Below are 21,441 nucleotides of genomic sequence, written 5' to 3'. Positions count from 1 at the left end.
CCCTTATTGTGTGTGTAATGAGTTATCCGGTTTGATACATCGCCAATGTGGTGTCGAGCATGCGATTCGCAAAGCCCCATTCGTTGTCACACCACACTAGTGTTTTTACGAGTTGCTTGTGACTGACTCGTGTTTGCGTGCCGTCGACGATGCAAGAATGCGGGTCGTGATTAAAATCGACCGACACTAACGGCTCTTCGGTGTAGCCTAAAATACCTTGTAAGCGCCCTTCTCTGGCACATTTTAGCGCTTGATTAACTTCTGCTATGGTTACTTGCGCATCTAAGGTTACGCTCAAATCCATAGCGGTTACATTAATCGTTGGAACGCGCACAGCAATCGCTTCAAACTTTCCAGCAAACTTAGGCAGAATACGCTCGATGCCTCGCGCTAACCGCGTATCAACGGGGATAATAGATTGACTCGCAGCGCGTGTGCGGCGCAAGTCATCGTGATACGCATCTATCACTTGCTGGTCGTGCATCGATGAATGAATAGTGGTAATTGTGCCGCTGAGTACCCCAAAAGCATTATCGAGGGTTTGAATAACGGGTACGATACAATTGGTTGTACACGAGCCATTGGAAACCAGTTTATCACTTGCTTTAAGTGTATCGTCGTTACTGCCATAGATAATTGTATTATCGAGATCGGGGTCGCCTGGCTGGGAATACAAGACCTTTTTCGCCCCTGCTTTCAAATGGGCTTCACCACTAGCTCGGTCTGCGTGTACACCGGTACATTCGAGTACTATATCAACGGCTAACTCGCCCCACGGCAATGCGGTAATATCGGTACTGGAAAAGAGCGCGATTGGCTCTCCGGCTACAACTAATTGATTGTTTTGTAACGCTACGTCATAAGCGAAGCGTCCATGAGAGGTGTCGTATTTGAGCAGGTGTGCAATGCCTTCGGGCTTTGCAATTTCATTAATAGCGACAACCTGAATGGCTTGGTTTCGCCCAGTTTCGTAGAGTGCTCGCAGCACATTACGACCAATTCGCCCAAAGCCATTGATGGCAACTCTTACCATGTATCCCGCTACTTATCTGTGAAATGCGATTGTTTGCCTGTGAAACCAGCAAACCTAAGCTATGGCGTTATTTTCACCCAGAGCGTCGGGTAGTGCAACGTGTTTCTGAATTGCAACCGTTTACATTTTCACAGTCAGTGAAATATGCGCGGTTAACGCCAAAGAAACGCGGTAGGATGCCTAAAGTTAGAGCGCCAAGCCGGATACCACAGTGGATGTCTCCGATGCACACCGTAGCGATTATCTTCGGTATGAAAACACGCCGTAAATATATCCCTATAGGCTCTGCGGCTGCATCCATGCAGCCGAAGGTTTTATACCGAAGATAATCCCTACTGAAGTGTTGTATTCGAGCCTGATTCTCTTTCCTTAAAAGCACAAAAGCTTAAATCCACACAGAACTAAGAGAGCGATAAGCGGTGGCAGTGTGCATCAGAAACCGTTTGCCGCAGGGATGCGGCAACCCGAGCGCCCAGGGACTGGGTTTACAGCGCGTTTCTGATGCACACTGTTACCGCCAAGCGAACGGGCTACGAAGCAAACGACGGAGAAACCCACTAAGATGCTAGAAACACATCAAAACGTGTAAACCAATCGCAACACAACATCATTTAGACGTCTAGAAGTAAAGACTGGTATAAAAAATAAAACACGCTACAATATGACAACAAAGTGACAAGACTTTGCCAATTAACCGGCCACCAACAGTTATGGAGACCTTATGTCAACGCACTTATTCACTTCAGAGTCAGTATCTGAAGGCCACCCGGATAAAATTGCCGATCAGATTTCAGATGCCGTACTGGATGCGATCCTAGAGCAAGATGCTCACGCACGTGTAGCATGTGAAACGTACGTCAAAACCGGCATGGTATTGGTGGGCGGCGAAATAACCACATCAGCATGGGTAGACATCGAAGAACTAACCCGTAAAACCGTACGTGAAATAGGTTACACCCATTCAGACATGGGCTTTGACGCAGACTCATGTGCCGTATTGAACGCCATCGGTAAACAGTCACCCGATATCAACCAAGGTGTTGACCGCTCACGCCCAGAAGAACAAGGCGCCGGTGACCAAGGCCTAATGTTCGGTTACGCCAGTGACGAAACCGACGTGCTCATGCCAGCACCCATCACCTATTCTCATCGCTTAGTACAACGCCAAGCCGAAGTACGTAAGTCAGGCAAGCTCGATTGGTTACGCCCCGATGCCAAAAGTCAGGTGACATTCAAGTACGAGAACGACAAACCAGTCGGCATTGATGCCGTTGTATTGTCGACGCAACATTGCGATTCAGTCAGCACAGAAACCGTGCGTGAAGCCGTAATGGAAGAAATCATCAAGCCAGTACTTCCAGCAGAGTGGCTAGATGCCAAAACCCAATTTCACATTAACCCCACAGGCCGATTCGTTATCGGCGGTCCAATGGGTGATTGCGGCCTGACAGGTCGTAAAATCATTGTTGATACCTACGGTGGTATGGCACGTCACGGCGGTGGAGCTTTTTCAGGTAAAGATCCATCAAAAGTTGACCGTTCAGCCGCTTACGCAGGCCGCTATGTAGCGAAAAACATTGTTGCAGCAGGCTTAGCCAAACGCTGTGAGATCCAAGTGTCTTACGCCATTGGTGTGGCAGAGCCAACGTCAATCAACGTAGAAACCTTCGGTACAGGTATTGTTGATAATGCGACTTTGGTAGCCTTGGTACGTGAGCATTTCGACCTACGCCCATACGGCCTCATTCAAATGCTTGACCTAGAGCGCCCTATTTACCAGCCCACTGCGGCATACGGCCACTTTGGTCGCGAAGCGTTCCCTTGGGAAGCCACAGACAAAGCCGAAGCACTTAAAGCGTCAGTATAACTTTCGCTCCAGCTTCTCTAAAAGCACATCCTCGGATGTGCTTTTTTGTTATTTATGCTCCAATTTAAGTGCCAAGTAACGCACCACACACCGAAAGTACTAGGAATTTTTTTGTCGGTGTTACTAGTCAATGGCGTCTTGTTGACTATAGTTAAATAAAACACCCCAACACACTCAACTATGACAACGCTCATCATTCGGCTCGTGATGCTGCTTGTCTGCGCGGCGGTAACAAATGCGTGGGCTAACAGTCCGTCTATTATCGTTAACCCTGGCGTTTCTGAAGGGGCGGCAGCGTTTCGCCAGCAAACCCTGTTTTTTCAAACCGACGTGATGCCGACTTGGCGCTTTGATGTCGATTTAGGCCAGCTACAACCCACCAGCTCTGAAACACTCACCCCGTTACAGCCCTTGTTAAGTATGGAGTCTATCCGTATATCAGCAAGTCGCGCATTGCCCCTCGACACCCCACAATGGGTATATGCCAGTTTAGGCGCAAGCAGCTTCGATACAACGCAAACCACGCTTTGGATTTACCCCCTCGAAGATGAGGCAGTGGCAGCCAGTATTGGGTGGCGACTCGGCGAGTCTAATCGTTTTATCATTGAGTATGAGTATCGAAGCCAAGGCGAAACCACAGTGAACGCCTTAGTGATGGGCGTTCACTATAAATTCTAATCATCATCACCGCAGATTTTCAGATTCCGACTGAGGTGAATATCGCTTAGACATCACGTAAATTGAAACCGCACCAACCACACCAGGCAAAACCCACACAACCAGTTGCCAATAACCAAAATCGGCCAATAAACTGCGTGCACCAAAAGCAAAAAAAGCGGTGTGCGAGCCAATACCCGACCCAATCATTGCGCCCAAGTGTTCTTTAATTTGGTCGGCTTTTGTATTTAGAGACTTTGCAGTGTAACGCAGCATGCCCACGGCAATCATGATCCCCAATACACCAAACACGATAAACAAGACCTGTTGGTTAGCTAGGCCAATCGATAAATAAAAAATGCCCGACATCACACACAACACCAAAGGCAAACGATAGTGCCAGCGACGTAAATTTTGGCTCTGCGTGGTAGACAACACGGCAAGCCCATGTCTAACACTAATGAAAATAATTAAGCTCAAATGTAAGAGGTAACCCCAAAATAGCTGAATGCGCGCTATCGTGCCCTCTACATTCACATCGCCTTCAAAATACTCAGGTTTAATCACCGTCGGCATAGTCATCACCATAAGCGACATCAATGCACCAGAGCCCGCTACGGCATACATTACTTTGGCGTAATAGTGCCCAAATTTGATATGGTCTAACCCGCCTTTTTTGGTCAACGTCGGTATCCAAAACAACAGTAATGACATACTGCCGAACAAAATGTGAAGATAAATTAAACTCTGGTGGATCCATTGCATAGTCTCAACTCCAAATGTGTGTCAGTGAGGCCATGCTAAAAAAGTATCGCACGAGTCAACAGTGCCAAAAGTCACGACCGACAAAATGACTTCTGGCCTATTGCTCCGACAGACACGTTCGGTATACGCTGATTGCTCACGATCCAGCAAGCAACAATAGTGAGCTATGCTACTTAACTACATTAAACAACATTACGACATCAGCCATGGTGTGGCGTTAGTCACTTGGGCGCTTGTCGCCAGTACTTCGCTCATATTTACTGCTCAACTCGCCAGTATTCCCCGCTATTCGATTGTGCTCGCAGGGTGTTTATTTGCCATTTATATCGTCATCTGGCTCTACGCAACTAGTATACAAACACGTAGCAACCGTCATATCCGCGTGGCATTTATTGCCATAGTCCTCTGTGTATTCGGCTTGTTTTTCTTAATACCTTTTACCTACGTATCGATATTGTTGATTATTGGCACCTGTGTTTTGCCCTATCTCACCACAATGCGTAACGCTAGTATCATTGTGGCTTTGTTGCATCTGCCGCTTTATCTGATTTACAAGTTTTATTGGCAAGAGAGCAGTATATTTATCACGACAGTGCTGTTTTACACCTTCGCTCTGTTCGCCTTAACCATGATCAACAGTACCCGAAAAGAGCGTCTAGCGCGGGAAGAATCAGAGCAACTCAATCGCGAGCTAAAAGTAACGCAAGCTCTATTAAAAGAAGCATCAGAGCACGCTGAGCGCACTCGCATAGCCCGTAACATTCACGACCTACTCGGCCACCATCTAACGGCCTTGGCCATTAAACTACAGGTGGCGAGCCATTTAAGTGATGGTGAAGCCAAACAGCATATTGATGAATGTCATCAACTATCAAAATTACTGCTCAGTGATGTAAGAGAAGCAGTAAGTGAAATGAGAGAAAATAGCGCAATTGACATGCAAGAAGCCATTGCGCGCATTGTCGCACTTACCCCCGGCATTCAGGTGTCTATAACCATTGCAGAGCACCTGATTATTGACGATATCGGGATAGCCACCACCATATTGCGTACCATACAAGAGTCATTAACCAACACCCTCAAGCACTCTCAGGCCACCGCCTGTGATATAGAATTGAGTGTTGTGCAAAACCAGTTCGTACTGAATATTTGCGACAGTGGTGGCAACAGTAACGCAACCATCAACGAAGGCAATGGCCTCACCGGTATTCGCGAGCGCGTCGCTCAAAAAGCCGGAACCGTTGTTTATAAGCTCACACCACAAGGCTTTCATACTTGTGTTTCAATTCCAATGGAGGCCGCATGATCCGCGTGCTATTAGTCGACGATCAACAATTGGTCCGCAGCGGTATTAAAAGCTTACTTGGGTTGAGCCAAAAAGTTGAAGTAGTGGCAGAGGCGAGCCACGGCCAAGAGGCCATTGGGTTAGCAAATAAGCTTGAGATTGATGTGATCTTAATGGATATACAAATGCCGGTACTCGACGGAATTCAAGCCCTCGACGGTTTATACCAAGCAAGGGTTAATACTCCCGTTGTCATGCTCACCACTTTTGATGACAAACAACGAGTAGTCGAAGCCGTGAGTAAAGGGGCGAAAGGCTATTTACTAAAAGACGTTGATCTCGAAGAGCTGGTGGAGGCAATAGAACAAGTGCATCAAGGCAAAACCCTCATTCAACCAGCGTCACTCGCTTCAGCCAAGTTACATTTGGCCGAACACACCCCTTCAACACATCCGCTAGTAGAGAGCGCAGAGCCGTTAACCGAGAAAGAAACAGAGGTATTGCGCCTAATGGCTGCTGGCTACAGTAATCAAGAAATAGGGGAAATTATGCATAAGTCCACTGGCACTATCAAAAATCAAGTGTCCAGTGTACTCGCCAAACTTGGTGTACGAGACCGCACCCGGGCCGTGCTCAGAGCTATAGAACTGAATTTACTCTAACCTGCCACGCGCAAACTGGCAGCCGTACGCATATACGTTTGCTGAATAATTTCAGCATCAACACTGGCGCGATGGCGTTTTTCTGGCAGCTCACGCGTAACGATACGCTTCACTGTGTGCCATTGATTCATTTGCTTTTCTTTTAGAATGTACTCGAGTGCCGACAAACGAAATGTCATTGCAACGCCCGCAGCAGCATAAAGCTTATTTAACCACGGTGAGTCGACTACCCAGCCATCAGAATAGGCCGTTTGCCCAGACATAAAGCTGTTGAGTTGATGACAAACCTCTACACCACTGAGACCAAACTCAACCAAATGTTGTCGAGAAATACCGTGTAGATGTTGTGCTTCATCGTCCCAATGTGTCCATGAAGCGAATGGCTTAATTAACCGGCAAAAACGAGCGCCATCATACCTCGCGATGCCAATCTCGATAGGGTAACTTTCTGAGCCAAAGCCGCTGGCTTCTATATCTAAAATCGTAGGTGGAACAAACGTAGCCGTCACAAGGCAGCATATCTTATTAATATAACAATACATTAACGCTACGTGCTGATAGGCGATTGTGCAAGTTTATTTGCCAGTAAATGCCCAAGATATACGTTAGGTGCCTGACGCGTCGCGCAGGTCAGGCACCCTAGTCAAAAGCGAAAACTGACTTTACGCGACAGCCGTAGAAAGGATGTCTCGACTAACTTCCAGCGTAATGGCCTGATTTTCGCCAATCGCGGTTAACCCATGCAAAGACAACTTAGCGACAATGTCATCAATAGCTTGTTCGCGATCACCCGTATATTCGGTTAACTGAGTGGCTACTTGTAATGACTGATAGAATTGCTCGATAGCGTCAATGGTGCGCTCAGCCACATCGTCTGATTGACTCAATCCAAATACATTCACTCCCATTTGTGCCAATTTGTCGCGCTTATTGGCAATTTGGCATCGCAGCAGCGAAGGTTGCACAATGGCAAGAGAGCGGGCATGGTCAACACCATAAAGCGCCGTTAATTCATGTCCAATCATGTGCGTTGCCCAGTCTTGTGCTACGCCAGTGCCAATTAAGCCGTTAAGCGCTTGGTTAGCAGACCACATTAAATTAGCACGCCATTCGTCAGTTTGATTGTCAAAACTCTGCCCCAATGCGATCAACGTTCGAAGCAAAGCTTCTGCATAGCCGTCTTGTACCATAGCATTGTGCGTAAACGTTAAGTACTGCTCACACACATGCACAAAAGCATCCACGATCCCATTGATAACTTGGCGCTCAGGTAGCGACTTCACTACATCTGGATCTAATACCGCAAATTGGGGGAACACCGCTGGCGAGATAAAAGCGAGTTTCTCTTGTGTCGCTTTGCGACTAATCACTGATGCACCGTTAGATTCAGAGCCAGTTGCAGGCAAGGTTAAAATAGCCCCCAACGGTAACGCCTCTTCCACAATGTGATCGCCCGTAAGAATATCCCAGCCATCTCCATCGTACTTAGCCGCACCAGCAATATATTTTGAACCATCAATGACAGAGCCACCGCCAACAGCAAGGATGTAATTAATCCCTTCCGCCTTAATTTTCGCTACGGCCTTATTTAAGGTTTCAACTGTCGGGTTAGGTTCGACACCACCAAACTCAACCCATTGATGATGTTCAAGCGCCGACACGACTTGATCATAAACACCGTTTTTCTTGATTGATCCACCACCGTAAACCACGATCACGCTGGCATCTTTTGGAATAAGATCAGCAATACTGGCAATTTGGCCTTGGCCAAACTGAATTTGAGTGGGGTTTTTATAGCTAAATTGCATGCCTGTTTCCTCATATTTAAATGAATTAAGCGAGTACTCTTTTCGGTTTTGGCTTGCACCCGCAAAGTCAACAATTGCATAATAGTGGCAGAACAACGGTATTAAAATGACAGATAAAGGATTTTATTTGCCTATTTCTACCAGAATTAGAGAGTAATGTTTATGACCACTATTAATGAACTCGTTGCCGAAATGGATAAAACCTTAGCGATCTTGTCGATCACCGAGCTACAAGGTCATCACAATACCTCGATCAAAGGGGTCCACCTGTTTAGAGATAGCCAAGGCAATGATCGTACACCTTTGCTTTATCAGTCTGGTATTATCTTTATGCTTCAAGGCACTAAAAATATTTACTTAGATGACGTGAAGGTGACATATCAACAAGGCGATTTTGTTACCATTGGTGTGCCGCTGCCTCTCGAATGTGAAGCGATTTGCCATAATAACCAACCAATTCTAGGCTTGGTTGTTGATGCCACGCCCAAGCATTTAGCTGAAATTCAACAAGCGCAAACTCATGCCCTGTCTGATCATTCACCTTGTCGCTGTCAAACGTCATTGAAAAAGCAACACCTCAATGAAGAATTACTGCGCTTGTGTTACAGACTAATTCGAATGATACGCAACCCAGTAGAGGCCGAGCTCTTTGGCGACGCGCTGGTAAAAGAAATTGTCTATCGCGTGACACAATCTCCCCATGGCAGCATACTGACCGACCTCACCAATATGGACAGCCATTATTCACGGATAGCTAAAACGCTGACCGATATTCATGCCCATTACGACCAAGGGCTTACGGTGGAGGAACTGGCAGAGCGCGTGGCAATGAGCGTGTCGTCGTTCCATCGCGCATTTCGACAAGTTACCTTGTCTTCACCAACGCAGTACATTAAACAAGTAAGACTAAACAAAGCGCGAGATTTAATAGTGAAACAAAACATGCGGGTAAACGATGCCGCCTTTGCGGTGGGGTATCGTAGTATTTCGCAGTTCTCCAGAGAGTATAAGCGTTATTTTTCTGCCACCCCCAGTGAACATCGCCAACAAATGCAAACTGTTGCACAAACCGCCTAAATGATTGGCGCTTTGCATTTTTAAAGGGCTATGGCAAAGTAGTTGAAAAGCATCTACTTTTCGAGACAAGGTATGTCACCTTCGCCAAGCCTCACCCCATTAGCAGCGCCCGATAAACACGTTTTCAAATACTATGATCTCGTGCTGGCTTTTACGTGTGTAATTATTGTATGCGCCAACATCATAGGTGCAGGAAAAGTCGCTGAAATTGCTGGGTTTAGTTTTGGCGCAGGGGTTTTATTCTTTCCGTTGTCTTACATTCTGGGCGATGTTCTCACTGAAGTGTACGGCTACCAACGCGCTCGCCGAGCTATTTGGTGTGGCTTCTGCGCTGCCACTTTCGCGGCTTTCATGGCGTGGTTTATTACTGAAATGCCCCCCGCAGCAGGGTGGAATGTCGACGTGGGGGGCATCGACAGACAAACAGTATTTGAACTCAACTTTGCCCAAGCCCCTCGTATTGTATTGGCTTCTGTTCTCGCGCTTTGGATGGGCGAATTCTCCAACGCCTTTGTAATGGCAAAAATGAAAGTGTGGTCCAAAGGCTCGGCACTGTATCAACGCACCATAGGGTCAACACTGGTGGGACAAGGTATTGATACATTGATATTTTACCCACTTGCGTTTTATGGGGTTTGGTCGAATGATCAAATTATTGCCGTGATGATTGCGAATTATTTGCTCAAAGTTGGATGGGAAGTGTGTTTAACACCTGTTACTTATCAGGTTGTTGGGCGTTTGAAAAAAGCTGAGGGAGTGGATGTGTACGACGCCCACACTAACTTTACGCCGTTTTCCATTCGTTAACCGCATACCATCAAAAACTGACTGCGTTTTTTTGCCCATTGATTGCCAAAGAAAAACAGAAATTATCACCAAAAAGCCAGACCAAAGACATACAAAAGTCACACAACATTGACTAGACTATGACAGTTATTTACATTTCTTAACTGAGTTTTTTCCATCTTCGCAGCTTTAGGATTGAAGCAATCATTAGGGGGATAGTGTGCGTCGTATCTTTTTTATCTTTATATTCGCTATAAGTGGGTGTGTGTCTAACGATTTAACCCGCGTTGAGAAAATTACTCCCAATAACACTATTTTGGTCGTATCAACGTTAAGTAACACCATGCCTGTGGTGACAGTAGGCACAACCATCTTTCAAAATGAGCAGTTTGAAATCCCGGTGGCGAATTGGCACATTCCGCAATATGCAGAGTCTGTGGTTATTGATTATTTAACGCCGGCCTATCACGCAACCACCGACGCGCGACTTCGCGCAGTCATAGCTCCACCAGAAAATGACTTTTTCACGGGCTACCCCTCTGCACTGAGCAACCAGCAGGTTTTTGACATCGCAAAAGAACATCAAGCCGACTACATTCTGGTGATTTCAGCAGTTGAATTTCAAGATGCTTACTTTGGTACTAACCAATTTTTTGAAGGCCTTGGTGTCTATCAACGCACATTTTTAGGCTCAGAGAAAATCATTCAATTTGCCCAAGTCGGTCTCAACTTGTTCGACGCACACACGGGTGAATTTGTGGCGACCAATGGCACGGTTGGGCACAATGGCGGCGACTCAGTTTGGATTTCACATCAAGCCCTAAACTGCGATTTAATTGACTCTAAAGGCGAGTTAACAGCAGACAACAAGCAGCTCATCAAAACCACTAATGAAGCCTTGGTCAGTAAAATAGTCGAACGCAGTTTAAAGTATATGGCGTTTGATATTTCAGCCACATTACACGCTCAAAACCCATAAAATACTCGCCCGCTAACGCGGGCTGCTTATTTCCAATACGCGTCAAATCACATCCCCCTCAGTTCAGCTCAGAAACGAGTGTCACAAAAACTTCATTAAATTAATTGTCCGGTTTTGTTCTATGCCGCGCTCTTCATCCATGTCACCGCACAACAAATCTATCGGTGCTTTTTAATTGGCTAACAGGCTTTTCACTTAATTTGATGGACTCAATGATGAAACACACGCTAAACAAAACACGTTTATCCTTAGCGGTATTCACGGCACTATCTGGTATCACAGCCCCGCAAGTGTATGCTCAAGACACACAAAACGACGACATGATGGAAGTGATTGAAGTCACGTCTTTCAGAAGCTCTTTGATTAAAGCCAAAGATCTCAAACGCGACGCCATAATTTCACGCGACAGTATTTTGGCCGAAGACATCGCCGACTTCCCAGACCTTAACCTCGCTGATTCGTTACAACGGGTACCGGGTATTACTATCACCCGCGAAGCCGGTGAAGGCCGCCAAATCTCTCTCCGCGGTCTTGGCCCCGATTTTACTCGTGTACAAGTGAACGGCATGGAAGCGATGGGCACCTCAGCGTCACCAATGGATGCAAAAGGCAGTGTTAGCCGTACACGAGGCTTCGACTTCAACGTTTTTGCCTCAGAATTATTTAATCGAATCGATGTGAATAAAACCTATTCTGCCGATCAAGAAGAAGGCGGTATTGGCGGCACAGTTGGCCTATACACGGCCAAACCTTTTGATTACTCAGGCTTTAAGAGCGCCGTATCATTGCGCGGTGGCTACAACGACAGTAGCGAAGAAACCGACCCGCGTATTGCGGCCTTGGTGTCGAATACCTGGGATAAGTTTGGCGCCTTGGTCTCAATTGCCTACAGTGAACGCCATACCACCGAATATGGTACTAACACCACACGTTGGCGTCGCGAAACAGGTAAAACCGCTGCCGATGCCAGTAACACGGCATTGCAAGCAGAGTTGGATTCAGGCGAGTTGTGGTTCCCACGAGGGCACCGCTATTCTTTGTGGAACAACGACCAAAAACGCTTAGGTGTGACTGCCGCATTGCAATTTAAACCTAACGACGACCTCAACCTGACTCTCGACATCATGCACGCGAAGCTTGAAAACAATCAGGATGAACATCACGCTGCGGTAAAAGACAACAAAGTGGTGAATGACCTACAGTGGGTTGACAACAACGGCCACAAAGAAGTGGTATATGCCAGTTATGAGAACGCGACGTGGCGCAACGAAAACAGTGTGCGTTACAACGAGTCGACCTTCAATCAGTACACGCTTACTGCAGAATGGCAACTTACCGACACCTTAAGTATGACTGGGTTAGTCGGAACCAGTTCATCAGACTTCGACCAACCGCGCGTACAAAAGTCGAACATTCACGCCAAAGGAAAAGTCGATATCATCAGCGACTTTTCCCAAGACCGTTTTTACGGCCTGAGCTACTCGCCCGATTTCGACACCACCGGCATCGATGGCTACGAAATTAAAGATATTTACTTACAAGAAAACTATATTACCAACGACTTTGACACCGCTAAGGTCGATTTTACTTACCTAACCGGTGACACCGGCGAATTGAGCTTTGGTGCAAACTACAAGAAATTTGAAAACAGCGAATATCAGTTATCGCAAAGCAATGCGCAAAATAGCGCGCCACAGAATGCAGGCGAAACTACCCTGTCTGAAGACATGACGTCAGTATTCACACAGCACCCTGACATGCAGTGGCGACAAGGTGATCTGCAAGCATTACTCGACTACTATGGCCTGACAGATTATCGCTTAGATAGCAGTGCGATCACACGTAATGACAAATCTCCCGTTATAGAAGAAACCCTGGCCCTATATGCAACCTATGGTTGGGAATTAACACTTGCAGGCCAGCCTCTGCGCATTCATACCGGCCTGCGTTATTTTGATACCGAAATTACCGCTGCCGGCGTGTCTAATGGCGTGAATATCGAAACTTCACGCACTTATTCAGACGTGCTGCCGTCATTAAATATGGTGTACGAACTCAACGATGCAATGTTAGTGCGTTTTGGCGCCAGCCAAAATATCACTCGTCCGTCTCTAGGTTCGGTGAGTTACAACGCGTCTGTGTCACAAACCTCGGGCGATGCAATCACCAGTGTTTCTATGGGGAACCCAGCACTCGATCCATTTGAGTCAACCAACCTGGATCTCGCCTACGAATGGTACTTTGATGAAGTGGGTTATTTGTCTGCCGCCTTATTCCATAAAAAGATCGATAACTTCATTGTTTCAACCACAACAGAAGTCGTGTATTCCTCTCTTGGCCTACCAGAATCCTTGCTTCCCGCGGATAAAACCATGGACAGCATCTTCTACCTCGACCGTCCTGAAAACTTAGATTCGTCAACCATCAAAGGGATTGAATTGTCGTTTTCTCGCGACCTAGATTTTCTACCTGCGCCATTTGACAACTTAGGAGTAATCGCCAACTACACCTATTCAGACGGCGACGCTCTGTATCGCAATATCTATGGCGAATCTGGAAATGACCAATACAAAGCCTTCACTGGTCTGTCGAAAAACAGCTACAACTTAACCGTGTACTATGAAGAAGAAAACTGGGGAGCTCGTGTGTCTGCCGCCCACAGAAGCCCGTATATCGCCAGCGCCTCATCAACGGGAGACCAAGATGAAAGTGGTTATCACGCAACCACTTACTTCGACTTTTCTGCTTTCTATCAGCTCACAGAAAGTGTTAAGTTTAACTTGGAAGGCATTAACCTTACCGACGAACGCGAAGAGCTTTACAGTGATTCACACGATCGTCAGTACAACACAACCAGCAGTGGCCGTACTATTATGGCCGGTGTGACTGTGCAATTTTAATCGCCACCGCTTCCTGCTTTACGTAGGGAGCGTTTCTCTCTTTTAATTACTTTGAGATATTATGCAACGTTGTACTCAGTTCACTTTACTCTTCGCCTGTATGAGCACCATGATAGGGTGCCAACCAAACACTTCATCAACGTCAGGGCCTCAAGACCAACGCCAGTGGCTGGCTGGTGACCATCACATTCATAGCCATTACAGTGTAGGCTGGGATAAATCAGTGACTCCGCCAAAGCCAATAATGGCGGGAGACGCTCACTACTCTACCCCAATGAATGCCCAAATGGCGCATTTTCACGGCTTAGATTGGATGGTAACCACAGACCATGGTGGGCCAAACCACAGTAAATTGAATTTAGACGTCGCCTACCCTGAATTACAAGCATCGCGCAAAGCCATCCCACAAGTACTGCAATTTTACGGCATGGAACTGGATACCCCCGGAGCACGCCATAGTAGCTTGATCATTCCTCACAGCGACGAAGAAGCACAGCAACTCTTCCACATCGAAAAAAATTACAACCGCCGTGAAGTCATTCACGAAATAGAGCGTGATAAAGAGTCGTTAATGCTTGAAGCTCTTGCGGATATGCAAGGTCAATCTCGCCAACCCATTGTTTTTGCCAATCATCCGGGGCGAACAGCTACAGATTTGGGCGAATATACTAAAGTCACGCCAAGAGAATTGCGAGATTGGAACGATACCGCACCGAATGTAGCCATAGGTATGGAAGGGGCACCCGGCCATCAAGCCAATGCCATCAACCCAGACGGCAGCATTGACCCAACAGGGGTTCGTGGTGGTTACGACAACTACCCGACCATGGGCGGTTTCGACCAAATGACAGCCCGCCTTGGTGGTTTTTGGGATAGCATGTTAGGAGAAGGGCGACATTGGTTTATTACCGCCACCTCAGATTCTCATGTGCATTACACCGAAGGGCGCACCGATTTTTGGCCTGGTGAATATTCTAAAACCTATGTGTACGCAGAAAAAACCTATGACAGTGTGTTAGAAAACCTGCGAAATGGGCATGTGTTTGTCACCACGGGTGACTTGATCAACGCACTGTTTGTTACATTAGAAAACAAGCGAACCGGTGACACCGCCGATATTGCTGACACACTTCACGCTCAACCCAACGACACCTTAACCTTAACGGTACGCTTTCGCGACCCAGACAGCTTGAACTTCTACGATGAAAACCCTAAGGTCAATCGCGTTGATATTATCGTTGGTGACATAGGCGCGCCGGTTACAGACCGCACGACTGATACAAACCCAAGCACGCGCGTGATCCAGCGGCTCTACGCCAAAGACTGGCAACAAGACGACGATGGCTTCGCGACGATTAGTGTTACGCTACCGGCATTAACAACGTCGAGTTACCTTCGCATAAGAGGCACGAGTAATACCTCTGAACTAGAGCCAAATATTGACCCCGCGGGTGAAAACCCTTGGCACGATCTGTGGTTTTATAGCAACCCGATTTTTATTCAACACTAAACTGAGCAAACCTCTTCCTATGTGGCAGCACGCTCATTGCAGTGCTGTCACAAAAACTTCACCCAATTTTCTGTCCCAATTGTCGGCTTTTTCGTTCTACATAATGAGCACTTTTTGTACGCAGTCACTGCACTACTGAAATGCTCACTCATAATCACGACAACAAAAGGACATCTTATGCATTTTCGCCAATCACTGTTGGTGGCCGCAGCCACCTTTACCTTATCAACCAACAGTTTCGCTGAAACCGGTACGTTCAGTACTTTAACGTACAATGTGGCCGGCTTATTAGAGCTGTTTTCCAGTGCCGACACCGACCGCCAAAGCGCGACGGAACAAATTAGTTGTTATGTAAATGCCTATGACATTGTTAATGTGCAAGAAGACTTTAACTACCACGCGGCTCTTTACGACACCTGTAATACCCACACCCATCGCACCGCGACAACCGGAGGAATGGGGTTCGGCAGTGGCTTAAACACCATGAGCTATTACCCCTTCCCTAACGTGTATCGTGAGTCTTGGAATGATTGCAACGGGGTTGATTGCTTAACGCCTAAAGGCTTCACCCTGACTCAAGTGCAACTCAGTGAAGGCGTATACGTAGATGTGTATAACTTGCATACCCAAGCGCAAGTGGAAGAGGCCGACCTGAATGCTCGTCGTGCTAACCTTTTGCAGTTGGTTGATTACATCAACACCCACAGTGCCGACAACGCAGTGATTGTGATGGGCGACACCAATACGCGATACACGCGTACTGGCGATAACATTCGCACTTTGATTGATATTGGCTTTCAGGATGTATGGATAGACATGATTCGACAAGGCGACACACCGGCGCTAGGTGCAGACGCTTTGGTATGCGACCCCAAAATTACCGATGCTCAATGTGAAATAGTAGACAAAGTACTGTACCGCAATAACGCCTATATCACACTAACGCCAACCGACTACCAAGTGCGTACTGATGACGAAAACAGCCAAGGCGAAAAGCTCTCCGACCATCCGCCGATATCCACGCAATGGCAATACCACACAAACGCTAATCTACAATTGTCTGACTATACAGGCGGTACTGGTGGCAACTTTTTTAGTGATGTGACAACGGTTGCATCAAGCCAAACACCTGCAACGGTTTGGTTACGCGCAGGCTCTCGGGTGGACCAAATTGGTTTATCAACTGACACGGGAACAAACCTCGTTCACGGTGGAAATGGTGGGACATATCAAAGCATGACACTGCAAGCAAACGAGCACATCAGTAAAGTAGATGTGTGCATTGGCGAGCGCAACGGCAGTGACCGCGTATTTTATGTCAGTGTTACCACAACCAATGCTCGTACCCTCAGTGGTGGCGCGACTACGGCAAACTGCACTCAGTACCAAGCTCCCAGTGGCTGGAAAATTAGCGGCTTCCACGGCCGTGCAGCCGACGAACTAGACGCCCTAGGCGTGATTTATTCGCCTCTTCCCTAACCTGCTACTTAATAGCCCGCTGCGCGCACGTGCAGTGGGCTGTCATAAAAATTTCATTAAAAAAAGTGTCCGGCTTTGGCCGGTTTCTGCCTCTACCAGTTAAAACAACAGTGTTTATTGACCGCGAAAGCCCCTCATTGGTGTTAACTAGCCACTCGCTGAAGGACTGTCGCTAATTTGTCATAACAATGTCATAAACTCACACTCAACGAATCGATCACAGCTATGTCAGACGTCAACGTGAGCAGTCAGGATATTCATCGACAAATTGTCGAGGGTGCACAACTTAATCGCTACCTCAACCGGCACGCCAAGAGTGCGGATGAAGCGGCCGATATTTATCAGGAGTCGATTGTGCGGGTGCTTGAGCAATCTCGCCGCCATCGTATTGATAACCCGTTAGCATACGCTATTCGCGTAGCTCGTAACCTGTTGAGTGCACGACACACCGAAGAAGAGTCAGACGAAATAGACGGGATAGCCTGTTCTCGCTACGCCCCGGAAGAACATGTTGAGCATGCACAAACGTGTGCTCAGCTATCAGAAGTATTAGACAGTATGCCGCCATTACGCAAAAAAGTATTTATTCTCCGCCGTATGGAAGGAGAAACCCGTCAACACATTGCTAAGCATTTAAATATCAGTGTAGAAGCGGTATCGAAACATTTAAGCCGAGCGATGGCTGATGTGCAACGCCACCTCGATCAACACCGATAAGCAGGCTCAGGACAGATAACGTGAACACACCCCACATTTCTCCTGAAGTTTATGAGCACGCAGCTGATTGGCTTGAGCGATTGTCTTCTGGCCCCTTAGACAAACTCAGTAAACGCCGTTTTATAAACTGGATCGACGCCGACCCGGCCCACAAGCAGGTGTTTGAGTCGATGCTTTCAACTTGGTCGTCTCCTGCGCTACATCAGGCATTAGCCGACACACGACAAAACATGACGCTAAAAGATCGTATTCAATATACCCCATCAAGCAGATGGTGGCAGGCCGCTACATTGTGTGTAGTTTGCCTGGTGATGGTGATAGCTTGGCAATGGCGTCCTCAGCAAGTCGGGCCAATTACTCATCAATACGCCACCGCCATCGGCGAGAGTCGCGACATCACCATTGAAGATGGTAGTGTGTTAACCATGAGCGCTGCCAGTGATGTGTTTGTTAAACTTACCGATGACCGAAGGCTCATTAACCTCAAAAAAGGCGCTGCCTATTTCGATGTCGCCAGCAATAAACAACGCCCGTTTGAGGTAAAAATTGGTAGTGCGAGTGTGGTAGCCGTGGGTACCGAGTTTAATATAGATCGCGGGCAAAACTTTACTGACGTGGTGGTACACGAAGGCGCCGTTGAAGTAAAAGCCAGCATCGACGATACGCCTATTTTACTAAAAGCCGGTGAACGGGTACGAATAACAGGGCAGACTTTAACCGATACCGAGGCTGTCGACCTTACACGCACACTCGACTGGCGTTCCGGTTGGCTGGAGCTAACCAACGAATCACTCCCCTATTTGGTTGAACGCTTAAATCGCGAATCCCATAAAGCTATTCGTATCGAATCAGCGGCTTTAGCCAATTTGCGAATTGCTGGACGTTTTCGGTTAAAAGACACAGAACAAGCGCTCCATTTATTGGCCGAGGCATACCCTCTCATCGTTGAGGAGCGGGGCAGCTACTATTCCATTCAACGGCAACCGTAAACGCCATGCGTCAGGCTCTCGTTCGTAACGCTTTGGTTATGGCTCTACTGGCGCAACCTTTCACGGTATTGGCAACTACCACTGCCGTAGCCCCAGCGCAAACTCAAAGCGACGTCACTGCCCTCCTCACACTGCCGCCACAGCGGCTAGACAAAGCGCTGGTGGCTTTTGCCCGTGCCACTAATCAAACCTTAGTGTACGACCCAACACTCGCGAGCCGTTTTCAAGCACCTGCGCTACATCATCCGGTATCGGTCTTAAGCGGGCTTGAAGCCCTGCTGTCTCTCAGTTCTTTACAAGCAAAAGCCGTTGCTCACGGATGGGTGATTACTGCGGCCCCCAACGAGCCCGCGATTAACACCAAGCGCGCCGACACACTCGCTCCCACGACAATGGAAGAAGTGACGGTAACAGCAAGTTATAGCGACAGTTTGCACAAAGCGAGAATGCAAAAACGCTTTGCTCCGCAAACCCAAGAAGTTGTAATGGCGACGGATATTGCCGAATTCCCCGCCCTAAATATTGCAGATGCGCTCAACCGCACTCCGGGGGTTTCTGTAGAGCGCGACCGCGGAGAAGCTCTGTTTGTCAGTATCCGTGGGTTGCCCACTCAATTTAATACGCTGAGCGTGAATGGCTTACCGATTGCCGCCAACGAAAATGTACGTACCTCTGAGCAATACGGACGACGGTTTCACTACGACACTTTGCCTGCCGAGTTGGTGGCAAGTGTAGAAGTTAATAAAACCGCTATGGCATCAGATATCGCTGGCGCTATTGGCGGCAGTGTCAATATTGAAACGTATCGGCCGCTCACTTTGGGTAAGCAACAATTTGCCCTTAAAGCAATGTCGAGTAAATCTCCTTTAGCCGCCCACCTAGACCCTCGTTTTTCAATGCTGGGCAACTGGCTCAACGACAACGAAGATTTTGGTGTTTTGATTGCTGCAACCTATGCCCAACGACACATTCGACAAGATCGCGTGTTGTCATTCGACTGGGCCATAGATGATGGTGAGCCGGTGAACAAGCAGGGCGATATTTTCTACACTCCGAATATTCGTCCCACCCAAGAACAGGAATCCCGTGAACGCATTGGGTTAAGTGTGGCGCTAGATTGGCAACGTTCTGAAAACCAGCGGTTGTCGGTGTCGTACTTAGGGCTGAGCCAGCACATCGATTATGACGAGTTTGCCTACAGCGCCGATTACAACTACACCGAGCTTAGCCCAGATTCAGCGCAATGGGATGGCAACACGCTCATAGGCGGGCACACTAGCACGGGTTCAGTACAAATTAGCCGAGAAACAGCCGGCCTGAAAGACGCAAGCCACAGTATGACGTTCGACCATTTGTGGCGTACTGAGCGCTGGGAATGGCAAACTCAATTGGGCTTTTCTTATGCCACCAGCGCAAACGACGATCCGATAAAACGCACTCGACTACGACGCAAAGACGATGCAAGTTTAACGTTTCGCTATAACCAATCACGGCCCGCTAAAATTCCCGATATTGTCTATCACAACGTCGACTTGTTAGCAGCACAAGATTTCCCTGGGCGCCGCTTAGAGTGGCGAGTAAACACGACACATGACAGCCAACAATTTGCTAACTTTCACCTCAACAAGGCAATGAATTGGGCAGGATTTACCGGCTTTGAAGCAGGCATCTTGATACAAAGACACGAACGAAAATACCGCCGTCGAGACGTCATTTTTACCGATGGAATAAAAGGGGAATATTTCGATGCGTCTTATTTTTTCATTAATGACAGTGGTTTTCTCAACAACGCATCACATACGTTACCAACTCAGTGGTTGGTGCCGCACCAATCAGCGTTTTGGGCGTCGATCGACGACAGAGAGTTACGCCAATCCGAACCATCACAAAGCGATTTATTTAACTCCTATCGCATAGCAGAAAACACCAGTAGCGGATTTGTGCAACTCAATTTTGATTATCCTTCCGTGTGGGGGAATGTGGGCACGCGGTTGGTTAACACTTATCAAACCAGCCATGGATATTTTGTTGAATCGAATGATACATCTACTTTAACACCCGTATCGTTCGATTCAGACTATTACCACTTTCTTCCCGCAGCCAATATCAATGTAAGCATCAGTCCAGAATGGCAAGTTCGCAGTAGTTTATCACGCGCATTGAGCCGCCCAGATCTCCCGGATCTGGCGCCGCGACTAACCCTTAATTCAGGAGACGACCTAACAGCCAAGGGCGGCAACCCGTACTTACAACCAATCCAAGCTTGGCAGTTAGATTTTAGCGCAGAGCGCTACACTGAGAATCAAGGGCTTATTGGGCTTAGCCTTTTTTACAAACGACTCGACAGTTTTATTCAATATGAACTATCACAATTAGTGGTGAACCAGAAGTCGTACTTGTTACAAGGAAAGTCTAACGGCGGCAATGCCAAAGTGTATGGCGTAGAGTTCACTTATCAAGGAAGTACAAATCCTTTCTCGTTAGCCGACCACCAATTAGGCTGCCACCTAAATTTTACACTCACAGGTTCGCAAGCCACGTATCAACAAGACAATGTTCGCTGGGAAGACGCACTAGAAGGCGTTGCCAAACGAACATTTAACGCCGAAGTCTTTTACGAAACACCACGGTGGGCGATGCGCGCTAATTACAACTGGACCAGCGACATACTCCAACAAACGGCGCTCAGTAACCTGCCCGCCCGCTACAGCGCGCCATTTGGCGCGTTGAGTGTGCATGCGTCATACCACCTCACGCCGAGTGTTGTGGTGTTTGCCGAAGGCATGAATTTATTAAACGCCGCCGAGACCGACTACGTGCTCAACCACTACTTTGCCAACTATACGTACTATGGGAAGACATTCTCACTGGGCATACGAATGACCCTGTAAACGGTAAGAGGCAAATCAGGGCTGAGCGGGCTTAAT

The 21,441-nt window shown here is 47.5% G+C and carries 17 protein-coding genes; 13 read left to right on the top strand and 4 right to left on the bottom strand.

Going from position 1 to position 21,441, the window contains the following annotated elements; translation table 11 throughout:
- Nucleotides 1–22: 22 nt before the first annotated feature.
- A complete protein-coding gene (gene epd, locus ACXAH6_RS08195) occupies nucleotides 23–1,033 on the bottom strand; it encodes an erythrose-4-phosphate dehydrogenase (RefSeq protein ID WP_474876170.1) in 1,011 nt (336 codons plus the stop codon).
- 721 nt (nucleotides 1,034–1,754) lie between these two features.
- On the opposite strand from epd, the gene metK reads away from it, so the two are divergent.
- Both metK and ACXAH6_RS08185 read left to right on the top strand, forming a co-directional pair.
- A complete protein-coding gene (gene metK / locus ACXAH6_RS08190) occupies nucleotides 1,755–2,900 on the top strand; it encodes a methionine adenosyltransferase (protein ID WP_474876169.1) in 1,146 nt (381 codons plus the stop codon).
- Nucleotides 2,901–3,080: 180 nt separating this feature from the next.
- Complete coding sequence (locus ACXAH6_RS08185) at nucleotides 3,081–3,578, top strand: hypothetical protein (RefSeq protein ID WP_474876168.1); 498 nt, start codon at nucleotides 3,081–3,083, stop codon at nucleotides 3,576–3,578.
- Nucleotides 3,579–3,584: 6 nt separating this feature from the next.
- Here ACXAH6_RS08185 and ACXAH6_RS08180 read toward each other — a convergent pair whose 3' ends face one another.
- Nucleotides 3,585–4,322, bottom strand: coding sequence for a hypothetical protein (locus ACXAH6_RS08180; RefSeq protein WP_474876167.1), 738 nt, complete (start codon nucleotides 4,320–4,322; stop codon nucleotides 3,585–3,587).
- Between the two features lie 166 nt (nucleotides 4,323–4,488).
- Between ACXAH6_RS08180 and ACXAH6_RS08175 the strand changes: the two genes are divergently transcribed.
- Together ACXAH6_RS08175 and ACXAH6_RS08170 are read left to right on the top strand one after the other, a co-directional pair.
- Nucleotides 4,489–5,628, top strand: coding sequence for a histidine kinase (locus ACXAH6_RS08175; RefSeq protein ID WP_474876166.1), 1,140 nt, complete (start codon nucleotides 4,489–4,491; stop codon nucleotides 5,626–5,628).
- Nucleotides 5,625–6,269: a response regulator gene (locus tag ACXAH6_RS08170; RefSeq protein WP_474876165.1), complete on the top strand. Its 645-nt coding sequence runs from the start codon at nucleotides 5,625–5,627 to the stop codon at nucleotides 6,267–6,269. Before ACXAH6_RS08175 ends, ACXAH6_RS08170 begins: the two co-directional genes overlap by 4 nt.
- Here the strand turns inward: ACXAH6_RS08170 and ACXAH6_RS08165 are convergent.
- Both ACXAH6_RS08165 and ACXAH6_RS08160 read right to left on the bottom strand, forming a co-directional pair.
- Entirely contained in the window at nucleotides 6,266–6,778 is a 513-nt protein-coding gene (locus ACXAH6_RS08165) for a 3'-5' exonuclease (RefSeq protein ID WP_474876164.1), read from the bottom strand. The genes ACXAH6_RS08170 and ACXAH6_RS08165 overlap by 4 nt on opposite strands.
- Before the next feature lie 153 nt (nucleotides 6,779–6,931).
- Nucleotides 6,932–8,077, bottom strand: a complete 1,146-nt coding sequence (locus ACXAH6_RS08160; protein ID WP_474876163.1) for an iron-containing alcohol dehydrogenase — start codon at nucleotides 8,075–8,077, stop codon at nucleotides 6,932–6,934.
- A 162-nt stretch (nucleotides 8,078–8,239) separates the two neighbouring features.
- Between ACXAH6_RS08160 and ACXAH6_RS08155 the strand changes: the two genes are divergently transcribed.
- The 9 genes from ACXAH6_RS08155 (at nucleotide 8,240) to ACXAH6_RS08115 (ending at nucleotide 21,405) form a co-directional block, all read left to right on the top strand.
- Entirely contained in the window at nucleotides 8,240–9,154 is a 915-nt protein-coding gene (locus ACXAH6_RS08155) for an AraC family transcriptional regulator (RefSeq protein WP_474876162.1), read from the top strand.
- 72 nt (nucleotides 9,155–9,226) lie between these two features.
- On the top strand, nucleotides 9,227–9,961 hold the full coding sequence (locus tag ACXAH6_RS08150) for a queuosine precursor transporter (RefSeq protein WP_474876161.1): 735 nt from the start codon (nucleotides 9,227–9,229) through the stop codon (nucleotides 9,959–9,961).
- A 244-nt stretch (nucleotides 9,962–10,205) separates the two neighbouring features.
- Complete coding sequence (locus tag ACXAH6_RS08145) at nucleotides 10,206–10,919, top strand: hypothetical protein (RefSeq protein ID WP_474876160.1); 714 nt, start codon at nucleotides 10,206–10,208, stop codon at nucleotides 10,917–10,919.
- Between the two features lie 212 nt (nucleotides 10,920–11,131).
- On the top strand, nucleotides 11,132–13,819 hold the full coding sequence (locus ACXAH6_RS08140) for a TonB-dependent receptor (RefSeq protein ID WP_474876159.1): 2,688 nt from the start codon (nucleotides 11,132–11,134) through the stop codon (nucleotides 13,817–13,819).
- A 61-nt stretch (nucleotides 13,820–13,880) separates the two neighbouring features.
- Nucleotides 13,881–15,329 carry a CehA/McbA family metallohydrolase domain-containing protein gene (locus ACXAH6_RS08135; protein WP_474876158.1) on the top strand — a complete coding sequence of 483 codons (1,449 nt, stop codon included), beginning with the start codon at nucleotides 13,881–13,883 and terminating at the stop codon, nucleotides 15,327–15,329.
- Between the two features lie 177 nt (nucleotides 15,330–15,506).
- Nucleotides 15,507–16,808: a jacalin-like lectin gene (locus ACXAH6_RS08130; protein ID WP_474876157.1), complete on the top strand. Its 1,302-nt coding sequence runs from the start codon at nucleotides 15,507–15,509 to the stop codon at nucleotides 16,806–16,808.
- A 225-nt stretch (nucleotides 16,809–17,033) separates the two neighbouring features.
- Nucleotides 17,034–17,525, top strand: a complete 492-nt coding sequence (locus tag ACXAH6_RS08125; RefSeq protein WP_474876156.1) for an RNA polymerase sigma factor — start codon at nucleotides 17,034–17,036, stop codon at nucleotides 17,523–17,525.
- Nucleotides 17,526–17,545: 20 nt separating this feature from the next.
- Complete coding sequence (locus ACXAH6_RS08120) at nucleotides 17,546–18,514, top strand: FecR family protein (RefSeq protein WP_474876155.1); 969 nt, start codon at nucleotides 17,546–17,548, stop codon at nucleotides 18,512–18,514.
- A gap of 5 nt (nucleotides 18,515–18,519) precedes the next feature.
- The gene (locus ACXAH6_RS08115; RefSeq protein ID WP_474876154.1) at nucleotides 18,520–21,405 is read left to right on the top strand and encodes a TonB-dependent receptor; all 2,886 of its coding nucleotides are present in this window, start codon (nucleotides 18,520–18,522) and stop codon (nucleotides 21,403–21,405) included.
- The last annotated feature ends 36 nt before the right edge of the window (nucleotides 21,406–21,441 follow it).

It is taken from the genome of Alteromonas sp. ABE4_545, from assembly GCF_056161325.1.
The sequence above is the reverse complement of the archived record's forward strand: the minus strand, read 5'-3'. Positions and strand labels throughout refer to the sequence as shown.

Excerpts from the sequence above, each read along its gene's own strand:
- metK (WP_474876169.1), top strand. The coding sequence starts at position 1,755 with ATGTCAACGCACTTATTCACTTCAGAGTCAGTATCTGAAGGCCACCCG.
- ACXAH6_RS08180 (WP_474876167.1), bottom strand. The coding sequence starts at position 4,322 with ATGCAATGGATCCACCAGAGTTTAATTTATCTTCACATTTTGTTCGGC.
- ACXAH6_RS08170 (WP_474876165.1), top strand. The coding sequence starts at position 5,625 with ATGATCCGCGTGCTATTAGTCGACGATCAACAATTGGTCCGCAGCGGT.
- ACXAH6_RS08115 (WP_474876154.1), top strand. The coding sequence starts at position 18,520 with ATGCGTCAGGCTCTCGTTCGTAACGCTTTGGTTATGGCTCTACTGGCG.
- epd (WP_474876170.1), bottom strand. The coding sequence starts at position 1,033 with ATGGTAAGAGTTGCCATCAATGGCTTTGGGCGAATTGGTCGTAATGTG.
- ACXAH6_RS08135 (WP_474876158.1), top strand. The coding sequence starts at position 13,881 with ATGCAACGTTGTACTCAGTTCACTTTACTCTTCGCCTGTATGAGCACC.
- ACXAH6_RS08175 (WP_474876166.1), top strand. The coding sequence starts at position 4,489 with ATGCTACTTAACTACATTAAACAACATTACGACATCAGCCATGGTGTG.
- ACXAH6_RS08140 (WP_474876159.1), top strand. The coding sequence starts at position 11,132 with ATGATGAAACACACGCTAAACAAAACACGTTTATCCTTAGCGGTATTC.
- ACXAH6_RS08160 (WP_474876163.1), bottom strand. The coding sequence starts at position 8,077 with ATGCAATTTAGCTATAAAAACCCCACTCAAATTCAGTTTGGCCAAGGC.
- ACXAH6_RS08155 (WP_474876162.1), top strand. The coding sequence starts at position 8,240 with ATGACCACTATTAATGAACTCGTTGCCGAAATGGATAAAACCTTAGCG.
- ACXAH6_RS08150 (WP_474876161.1), top strand. The coding sequence starts at position 9,227 with ATGTCACCTTCGCCAAGCCTCACCCCATTAGCAGCGCCCGATAAACAC.
- ACXAH6_RS08125 (WP_474876156.1), top strand. The coding sequence starts at position 17,034 with ATGTCAGACGTCAACGTGAGCAGTCAGGATATTCATCGACAAATTGTC.
- ACXAH6_RS08130 (WP_474876157.1), top strand. The coding sequence starts at position 15,507 with ATGCATTTTCGCCAATCACTGTTGGTGGCCGCAGCCACCTTTACCTTA.
- ACXAH6_RS08185 (WP_474876168.1), top strand. The coding sequence starts at position 3,081 with ATGACAACGCTCATCATTCGGCTCGTGATGCTGCTTGTCTGCGCGGCG.